General features: G+C 68.5%; 9 protein-coding genes. 4 read left to right on the top strand and 5 right to left on the bottom strand.

Annotated features, from left to right (window positions below; genetic code table 11):
- The 3 genes from F9K34_RS15215 to F9K34_RS15205 form a co-directional block, all read left to right on the top strand.
- On the top strand, positions 1 to 663 hold a 663-nt coding region (locus F9K34_RS15215; RefSeq protein WP_291337971.1), incomplete at its 5' end, for a LysR substrate-binding domain-containing protein.
- Between the two features lie 40 nt (positions 664 to 703).
- Positions 704 to 1123, top strand: coding sequence for an OsmC family protein (locus F9K34_RS15210; protein ID WP_291337970.1), 420 nt, complete (start codon positions 704 to 706; stop codon positions 1121 to 1123).
- Positions 1124 to 1303: 180 nt separating this feature from the next.
- Positions 1304 to 1765 (top strand): hypothetical protein, encoded by a 462-nt coding sequence (locus tag F9K34_RS15205; protein ID WP_291337969.1) that lies wholly within the window; start codon positions 1304 to 1306, stop codon positions 1763 to 1765.
- A gap of 98 nt (positions 1766 to 1863) precedes the next feature.
- Here the strand turns inward: F9K34_RS15205 and F9K34_RS15200 are convergent, their stop codons facing one another.
- Positions 1864 to 2118, bottom strand: a complete 255-nt coding sequence (locus F9K34_RS15200) for a GlsB/YeaQ/YmgE family stress response membrane protein (RefSeq protein ID WP_291337968.1) — start codon at positions 2116 to 2118, stop codon at positions 1864 to 1866.
- 71 nt (positions 2119 to 2189) lie between these two features.
- Positions 2190 to 4007, bottom strand: coding sequence for a translational GTPase TypA (typA, locus tag F9K34_RS15195; RefSeq protein WP_291337967.1), 1818 nt, complete (start codon positions 4005 to 4007; stop codon positions 2190 to 2192).
- Positions 4008 to 4204: 197 nt separating this feature from the next.
- Between typA and F9K34_RS15190 the strand changes: the two genes are divergently transcribed.
- Positions 4205 to 5380: an anaerobic sulfatase maturase gene (locus tag F9K34_RS15190; protein ID WP_291337965.1), complete on the top strand. Its 1176-nt coding sequence runs from the start codon at positions 4205 to 4207 to the stop codon at positions 5378 to 5380.
- A 14-nt stretch (positions 5381 to 5394) separates the two neighbouring features.
- On the opposite strand, the gene F9K34_RS15185 is transcribed toward F9K34_RS15190, so the two are convergent.
- The 3 genes from F9K34_RS15185 to F9K34_RS15175 all read right to left on the bottom strand — a co-directional run.
- On the bottom strand, positions 5395 to 5997 hold the full coding sequence (locus tag F9K34_RS15185) for a YitT family protein (RefSeq protein ID WP_291337960.1): 603 nt from the start codon (positions 5995 to 5997) through the stop codon (positions 5395 to 5397).
- 127 nt (positions 5998 to 6124) lie between these two features.
- Positions 6125 to 7336: an NADP-dependent isocitrate dehydrogenase gene (locus F9K34_RS15180; RefSeq protein WP_291337953.1), complete on the bottom strand. Its 1212-nt coding sequence runs from the start codon at positions 7334 to 7336 to the stop codon at positions 6125 to 6127.
- Between the two features lie 103 nt (positions 7337 to 7439).
- Positions 7440 to 8032 (bottom strand): acyltransferase family protein (locus F9K34_RS15175; RefSeq protein ID WP_291337951.1); only part of this gene is annotated, 593 nt, incomplete at its 5' end.

The following is an 8032-nucleotide window of genomic DNA, read 5'->3' as shown; positions in this document are numbered from 1 at the left end:
CGGCAGATGCGGGCCGCCTGGCAGGACGCGGCCCAGCGCCTCGGCGCCGTGCCGCAGCCGCTGCGGATCGCCGCCTGCGAGGTCACGGGGCGGTTCTTCATGTCGGAGGCGCTGCCCGACTGGAGCGCGCGGGCGGAGGTGCCGGCGGAACTCGCGATCCACGACGACCTCTTCGCGCTCGACAGGGGCGCCTACGACCTGATCGTGACGCCGGCCGACAGCCTGCCGGAGGGTGCCGTCGGGGTCGAGATCGGGCGGCTCGACTGGGGCATCTATGCCGCGCCGGCCTACCTTGCCGCGCATCCCCTGCGTGCGGGCAGCAACAGCCTCGATGGCCACCGGGTCATCCGCGCCTCCGGGTCGCTGGCGCGGATCCGCGGCTACGCGGCCTTTGCCGCGCTTGGCGGTGCGCCCGCGCTCCTGTCGTCGAGCCCCTTCGCCCAGGCGGAGGCCTGTGCGCGGGGGCAGGGGATCGCGGCCCTGCCGCGGGCGCTCGGCCAGGCCGACGCGCGGCTCGTGGCGCTGGACGTCGCCGTGCCCGAGGCCACCGCCGTCTGGCTCATGGCCGACCGGCACTCGGCCGGCCATCCCCGCATCGCGGCGTTCCTGAGATGGGCACGCCGGAGGTTCGCCACGAAGCCGGTTGCGGCCGCCGGCGCGTGACCCCATAGAGAGGCAACCGAACAAGGGGAAGGGGAAGGCGATGAAGGCGCGGGTCAAATGGGTCGAGGCGCGGTGCTTCACCGGCGAGGTCGAGGCGGGCCACCGCATCGTGCTTGGCAACGCCTACGAGGGCAGTCCGAAACCGGGGCCGAGCCCGATGGAGCTTCTCCTCATCGGCACCGGCGGCTGCGCCGCCTACGACGTCGTCCACATCCTCCAGAAGGGCCGCGAGCCGGTGGAGGATGTCACCTGCGACGTGACCGCCGAGCGGGCGGAGACGGAGCCCAAGGTCTTCACCAGGATCCACCTCCATTTCACCGTGAAGGGGAAGGGGCTGAGCCTCGCCAAGGTCGAGCGGGCGGTGCAGCTTTCGGCCGAGAAATACTGCTCGGCTTCCGCGATGATGGCAGCCACGGCCGAGGTCACGCACGACGTCGAGGTGGTGGATACGGGGGTGTGAGGTTGACACGCCTCAACCGCCCACGTTTCAGCAGGACGAGGCAGGTCCCTGCGTTCGGCAGTGGCTGCCCGCGCGCCAACAGGTCTCGGCAGTCAGCGGATGGATCGTGACGTGGCGCGTTCGGAACTGTAGTCTTGCTGCCAGGTGCCGTTCATCACGTCAGTGAGGCTTCCAAAGTTGATGGTCTGGCTCGAAGCGCTGAGCTATCTGGTCACGATCCTCGGATTCCCGACAGCGATATACGTGATCGTCCGTGAAGAGCGCCTGCGCCGGACGAACGAGGTAAACGAGCTGCACCGAAATCTTTCGGAGGAATACGACACCTTCCTCAGGCTGGTGATGGACAATTCAGACCTGCTGCTGATGAGCCGGTCAAGCCTGCCGGAACCGATCAGCGAAGAACAGCGGGAACGGACCGAGATAATATTCAGGATGTTGGTGTCCCTGTTCGAGAAGGCCTATATCATTCTTTACGCCGAGAAGATGGACGAACCTGCCCGCCGCCGCTGGCTCTCGTGGGAGGACGACATGATCGAATGGTGTCGGCGCAGGGACTTTCGCACGGCCTTGCCGGATCTCCTGGAAGGCGAGGATCCGGCGTTCAGCGCCTACATCACGCATCTGGCCGAAACGAGAACTTAGCCAGAGAAGTCTTGAGGCCTGGCACTGTTTCTTGATGAAGCAGGTTCACTTGTCCTGACGGTCGCGCAGATCGGGCCGTCAAGCGCGCCCGACTGGCCTCACCCCTGCTTCACTAGCCTCAGCAAGAACAGGAAGATCACCGCGCCGATGGTGGCGTGGATTATGGCCGCGAGCATCCCGCCGCCCATGCCGAGGCCGATCCGGGGCAGGATGAAGCCGGCGATGAAGGCGCCGATGATGCCGACGACGATGTTGCCGACGAGGCCGAAGCCGTAGCCCTTGACGATCTGGCCGGCGAGCCAGCCCGCCACCGCGCCGATCACCAGTATGGCCAGCAGTCCGAACGGTCCCATGAAGCGCTCCCTTCGCTGATGCCTCGGCGCGAGACTAGCATATCGCGGCGGGACGGGAAGCCGCGCGGCGCTCACCCCGCCTTGGCCTGCCGCTTGCGTTCGTGCGGGTCGAGGAAGCGTTTGCGCAGGCGCACGATCTTGGGCGTCACCTCCACGAGTTCGTCGTCCTCGACATAGGCGATGGCCTCCTCGAGGCTCATCCGGACGGGGGGCGTAAGCCGCACCGCCTCGTCGGTGCCGGAGGCGCGGATGTTGGTCAGCTTCTTGCCCTTGAGCGGGTTCACTTCCAGATCGTTGTCGCGCGAATGCTCGCCGATGATCATGCCCTCGTAGACCTGTTCCTGCGCGCCGATGAAGAGCTTGCCGCGTTCTTCGAGGTTCCAGAGCGCGTAGGCGACGCTGACCCCGTTCTCCATGGAAATCAGCACGCCGACGCGGCGGCCCTCGATCGGGCCCTTGTGCGGCGCCCAGCCGTGGAAGATGCGGTTGAGGACGCCGGTGCCGCGGGTGTCGGTCAGGAACTGGCCGTTGTAGCCGATGAGCCCGCGCGAGGGCACATGGGCGACGATCCGCGTCTTGCCGACGCCCGCGGGCTTCATCTCGACCAGCTCGCCCTTCCGCTGGCCGGTGAGCTTGTCGATGACGACGCCGGAGTAGTCGTCGTCGACGTCGACGATGACCTCCTCGATCGGTTCCAGCCGCTGGCCGTTCTCCTCCCGGAAGATCACGCGCGGCCGGGAGATGCTGAGCTCGAACCCCTCGCGGCGCATGTTCTCGATGAGCACGCCCATCTGCAGTTCGCCCCGCCCCGAGACGACGAAGGCCTCGCCCGAGGGGGTGTCGGCGACCTTGATGGCGACGTTGGACTCGGCCTCCTTCAGGAGCCGCTCGCGGATGACGCGGGACTGCACCTTGGTGCCGTCGCGCCCCGCGAGCGGGCTGTCGTTGATTCCGAAGGTGACGGAGATCGTCGGCGGGTCGATCGGCTGCGCGGGCAGGGGGATGTCGATTTCCGGCGCGCAGAGCGTGTCGGCGACGGTCGCCTTCGACATGCCGGCAAGCGTCACGATGTCGCCCGCCTCCGCCGTGTCCACCGCCGTCTGGGCGAGGCCGCGGAAGGCGAGGATCTTGGTCACGCGGAACTGCTCGATCCGCTCGCCGCCGCGCGAGAGCGCCTTCACCTGGTCGCCGAGGCGCACCCGCCCGGATTCGATCCGGCCCGTCAGGATGCGGCCGATGAAGGGGTCGGCCGAAAGCGTCGTCGCCAGCATCCGGAAGGGCTTCTCCACGTCCGCGATCTGCCGCGGCGCCGGGACGTGGCGCACCACGAGGTCGAAGAGCGCCGAGAGGTCCTTGCGCGGCCCCGCCAGCGTCTCGTCCGCCCAGCCGGAGCGGCCGGAGGCGTAGAGATGCGGGAAGTCGAGCTGCGCGTCGTCGGCGCCGAGGTTGGCGAAGAGGTCGAAGACCTCGTTCAGCGCCCGGTCGGGCTCGGCGTCGGGCTTGTCCACCTTGTTCAGGACGACGATCGGCCTCAGCCCCAGCGCCAGCGCCTTGGAGGTGACGAACTTCGTCTGCGGCATCGGCCCCTCGGCGGCATCGACCAGCAGCACCACGCCGTCCACCATGTTGAGGATGCGCTCCACCTCGCCGCCGAAGTCGGCGTGGCCGGGCGTGTCGACGATGTTGATCCGCGTGCCCCTCCACTCGACGCTCGTCGCCTTGGCGAGGATGGTGATCCCGCGCTCGCGTTCGATGTCGTTCGAATCCATCGCCCGCTCGGCCACGGCCTGGTTTTCCCGGAAAGCGCCGGACTGCTTGAGAAGCTCGTCCACGAGTGTCGTCTTGCCGTGGTCAACGTGTGCGATGATCGCGATGTTGCGAAGGTCCATGAAGTCCGCCGTTTCCTGAAGCTGTGGCCAGATAGAGGAAAACCGGCGCGAAGGCCAGCACCAATCCGGCGGCGCGGGCCGGACGCGCCGGGGGGCAGCGGCAATCGGTCGCCTTGCCGCGCCCCGGCCGCAGGGCGGCAAATCGGCCCCGTGCATCGGGGGAACCTGCCTTGGCCACGACCCAGCCATTCAACGTCATGACGAAGCCCGCCGGGCCGTTCTGCAACATCGACTGCACCTATTGCTACTATACCGAGAAGACGGGCCTCTATCCCGACACCGCGAAGTTCCGGATGCCGGACGAGGTGCTCGAACGCTACACCCGCGCGCATGTCGCGGCGCAGGCCGCGGCGGGGCTGACCGAGGTGACCTTCTACTGGCAGGGGGGCGAGCCGACCGTGCTCGGCATCGACTTCTTCCGCCGCGCCCTTGCGTTGCAGGCCGCGCATCGTCCGGCGGGAATGACGATTCGCAATGCGCTGCAGACGAACGGAACGCTGATCGACGCGGACTGGGCCGTGTTCCTGGCCGCGAACGGCTTTCTCGTGGGGCTGTCGCTCGACGGCCCGAAGGCGCTGCATGACCGGTACCGGCGCGATCGCGCCGGCCGGCCGACGTTCGACGCGGTGATGCGCGGCCTCGGCCATCTGCTCGGCGCCGGGGTCGAGACCAACCTCCTCGCCACGGTCCACAGCGCCAACGTGGTGAAGCCGAAGGAGGTCTACCGCTTCCTCGCCGGCCTCGGCGTGCATTATCTCCAGTTCATCCCGGTGGTGGAGCGGTCGGGCCCGGCGGGGCGTCTCAGCGGCCCGCCCGGGAGCGGTACCGATCCCGCCGCCGCCGTCACCCGCTGGAGCGTGAGCCCCGTGGCCTACGGCAAGTTTCTCTGCGACATCTTTGATCTCTGGTACCGGCGCGATGCCGGGCGGATATCGGTCCAGCATTTCGACGTGATGGCGGGCATCCTTATCGGCCAGCCGGCGTCGCTCTGCGTCTTCGCCGAAGACTGCGGCGGCGGGCTCGCGCTCGAACACAACGGCGACGTCTACGCCTGCGATCACTACGTCTACCCCGAGTACCGGCTGGGCAACCTGATGCGGGACGATCTCGCCGAACTGGCGGCCGCGCCCGCGCAGCGCGCCTTCGGGGCGATGAAGCGCGAGGCGCTTCCGGCGCAGTGCCGCGCCTGCCGGTTCCGCTTCGCCTGCCACGGCGGTTGCCCCAAGCATCGCTTCGCGGTCACGCGCGATGGCGAGGCCGGGCTCAACTACCTCTGCGCCGCCTACCGCCGCTTCCTCGTCCACGCCGGGCCGCGGCTCGCCGAGATGGCGGTTCGCGTGGCGAGCGGCGCCCCGCCGAAACCGCCGCGGTGACGGCCCTGCGGCGCTCAGGTGGCGATGTAGCGGTCGCGCCTGTGGTTCACGGCGATCACAAGGTTCACGACCAGCGCGCCGAGGGCGGAGATCGCGACGGTGGCGGCGTCGCGCAGCGTCAGCGCAATCGCGAAGACCGCGATGTCGAAGAGAAGCTGCGTCCAGCCGGCGCGGAATCCGGTGCGGTCCTGGAGGAGAAGCGCCACGATGCCGACGCCGCCGAGGCTCGCCCCGTGGCGGAAGAGCGCGAGAAGCGCCGAGCCCGAGATCGCGCCGAAGAGCACCGCGCCGACGATGGGGTCGAGGTGGGCGAAGGACACCCAGTGCGGGAAGAGCATGGCGAGGCCCGACATGAGCGCGACGGAGAGGAAGGTCTTCAGGACGAAGACAGGCCCGAAGCGCCGCCAACCGAGCCAGTAGAAGGGCAGGTTGACGGCGAAGAACACGGGACCGAAGCCCCAGCCGGTCGCGTAGGAGATCAGGACCGCGAGCCCCGCCGTCTGGCCGGTCACGAGGCCGAGGTGGGTCAGGATGGTGATGCCGAAGGCGGCCATGCCGGCGCCGTAGGCGATGCCCTGCGCGTCGTCGAGAAGGCTGTGTCGGTTCGGATCGGCCATGGCGCCTGATGCGCCAATCCGCGCCGAAGGTCCAGAGGCCCCGGCCCCTTCTTCTTGGCCGAGATACTCCGGGGGTCCGGGGGCAGCGCCCCCGGCGGGTCGCCCCCGCCAGGGGGCGAAACCCCTGTCAGGCCAGCGCCTTGTTCAGATACTCGTCTACCTTCTCGAGATAGCCCATCGTCGTCAGCCACTTCTGGTCCGGCCCGACGAGGAGCGCGAGGTCCTTGGTCATGAGGCCGTCCTCGACCGTCTGCACGCAGACCTTCTCCAGCGTCTCGGCGAAGCGGGCGAGGGCCGCGTTGCCGTCGAGCTTGGCGCGATGCTTCAGGCCCCCGGTCCAGGCATAGATCGAGGCGATGGAGTTCGTCGAGGTCTCCTTGCCCTGCTGGTGCTGGCGGTAGTGGCGGGTGACGGTGCCGTGCGCGGCCTCGGCCTCGACGATCTTGCCGTCGGGCGTCATCAGGACGCTCGTCATCAGGCCGAGCGAGCCGAAGCCCTGCGCCACCGTGTCCGATTGCACGTCGCCGTCGTAGTTCTTGCAGGCCCAGACATAGCCGCCCGACCACTTCAGCGCCGAGGCCACCATGTCGTCGATCAGCCGGTGCTCGTAGGTGATGCCGGCCTTCTTGAAGGCGTCGGCGAATTCCTCCTCGTAGACCTTCTGGAAGAGGTCCTTGAAGCGGCCGTCATAGGCCTTGAGGATGGTGTTCTTGGTCGAGAGATAGACCGGCCAGCCCTTCGTCAGGCCGTAATTCATCGAGGCGCGGGCGAAATCGAGGATCGACTGGTCGAGGTTGTACATTGCCATGGTGACGCCGGCGCCGGGGGCGTCGAAGACGTCCTTCTCGATCACCGTGCCGTCCTCGCCGACGAACTTGATCGTCAGCTTGCCCGGCCCCGGGAAGCGGAAGTCGGTGGCGCGGTACTGGTCGCCGAAGGCATGGCGGCCGACGACGATGGGCTTGGTCCAGCCGGGCACGAGGCGGGGGACGTTCCGGCAGATGATCGGTTCGCGGAAGATCACGCCGCCGAGGATGTTGCGGATCGTGCCGTTCGGGCTGCGCCACATCTGCTTCAGGCCGAATTCCTCGACCCGCGCCTCGTCGGGCGTGATCGTCGCGCATTTCACCGCGACGCCCACTTCCCGGGTCTTCATCGCCGCGTCGACCGTCACCTGGTCGTCGGTGCGGTCACGCTCCTCGATGCCGAGGTCGTAGTAGAGCAGGTCGATGTCGAGATAGGGCAGGATCAGCTTCTTCTTGATGAAGTCCCAGATGATCCGCGTCATCTCGTCGCCGTCCATCTCGACAACGGGATTCGCGACCTTGATCTTCGCCATGGGCATTCTCCGCCTCCGGGGTGACTTGCTGGGCCGGGTCATAGCGGAATTCGCGGCCGGGGGAAAGATGGTATGCCGTCGTATACTGAAATCGCCCGAGGCGTCAGAAGAGCCAGCGTCCGAGTGGCGTCCGCAGGAGCCCGAGGCCGATCGCCGCAGCCGCGGCGAACCCGGCGAGCCCGAGCGCGAACGAGCCGAGTTCGAAGGGGGCGACGCGCAGGAGCACGGCGAGCACGAAGACGTGGAGGAGGTAGACCGCCATCGACAGTTCCGCCGCGAGGCGGGTGGCCCCCGTGCCGGACGCCGGCCTGAGGAGCGCAACCGCGATCAGCGGCACGGCGACGTAAAGCTGCTGGCCCCCCGCGACGCCGGCAGCCTCGGCCGCGAGCCCCAGCGCGGCGGCGACGAGCGCGGTGAGGCCGAGCCAGAAGGGCTCCGCGCCGGCTGCCGCGAGGGCCATTCCGAAGAAGAGGGCGGGCCCGTAGTCGAGAAAGACTTGGATGCCCGGGGGGAGGCTCTCGAGGTCGAGACCGAGGAGCCAGAGGCCGGAGCCGACGGCCGCGAGCGAAAGCGACGCCAGCGGCCGCGCGGCCGCCGGCCAGGCCCGGCGCGCGGCGGCGACGGCGAGCGAGGCGAGGAAGGCGAAGGGCAGGAACCAGAGCGGGCCCATGGTGCCCGCGGGCGGGAACCAGCCGG

This window comes from Albidovulum sp. (genome assembly GCF_008933605.1).
Taxonomy (GTDB): domain Bacteria; phylum Pseudomonadota; class Alphaproteobacteria; order Rhodobacterales; family Rhodobacteraceae; genus Albidovulum.
This window is presented reverse-complemented; position numbering and strand designations above follow the sequence as displayed.

Coding starts and splice junctions, on each gene's coding strand:
- F9K34_RS15210 (WP_291337970.1), top strand. CDS start 704: ATGAAGGCGCGGGTCAAATGGGTCGAGGCGCGGTGCTTCACCGGCGAG.
- F9K34_RS15205 (WP_291337969.1), top strand. CDS start 1,304: ATGGTCTGGCTCGAAGCGCTGAGCTATCTGGTCACGATCCTCGGATTC.
- F9K34_RS15200 (WP_291337968.1), bottom strand. CDS start 2,118: ATGGGACCGTTCGGACTGCTGGCCATACTGGTGATCGGCGCGGTGGCG.
- typA (WP_291337967.1), bottom strand. CDS start 4,007: ATGGACCTTCGCAACATCGCGATCATCGCACACGTTGACCACGGCAAG.
- F9K34_RS15190 (WP_291337965.1), top strand. CDS start 4,205: ATGACGAAGCCCGCCGGGCCGTTCTGCAACATCGACTGCACCTATTGC.
- F9K34_RS15185 (WP_291337960.1), bottom strand. CDS start 5,997: ATGGCCGATCCGAACCGACACAGCCTTCTCGACGACGCGCAGGGCATC.
- F9K34_RS15180 (WP_291337953.1), bottom strand. CDS start 7,336: ATGGCGAAGATCAAGGTCGCGAATCCCGTTGTCGAGATGGACGGCGAC.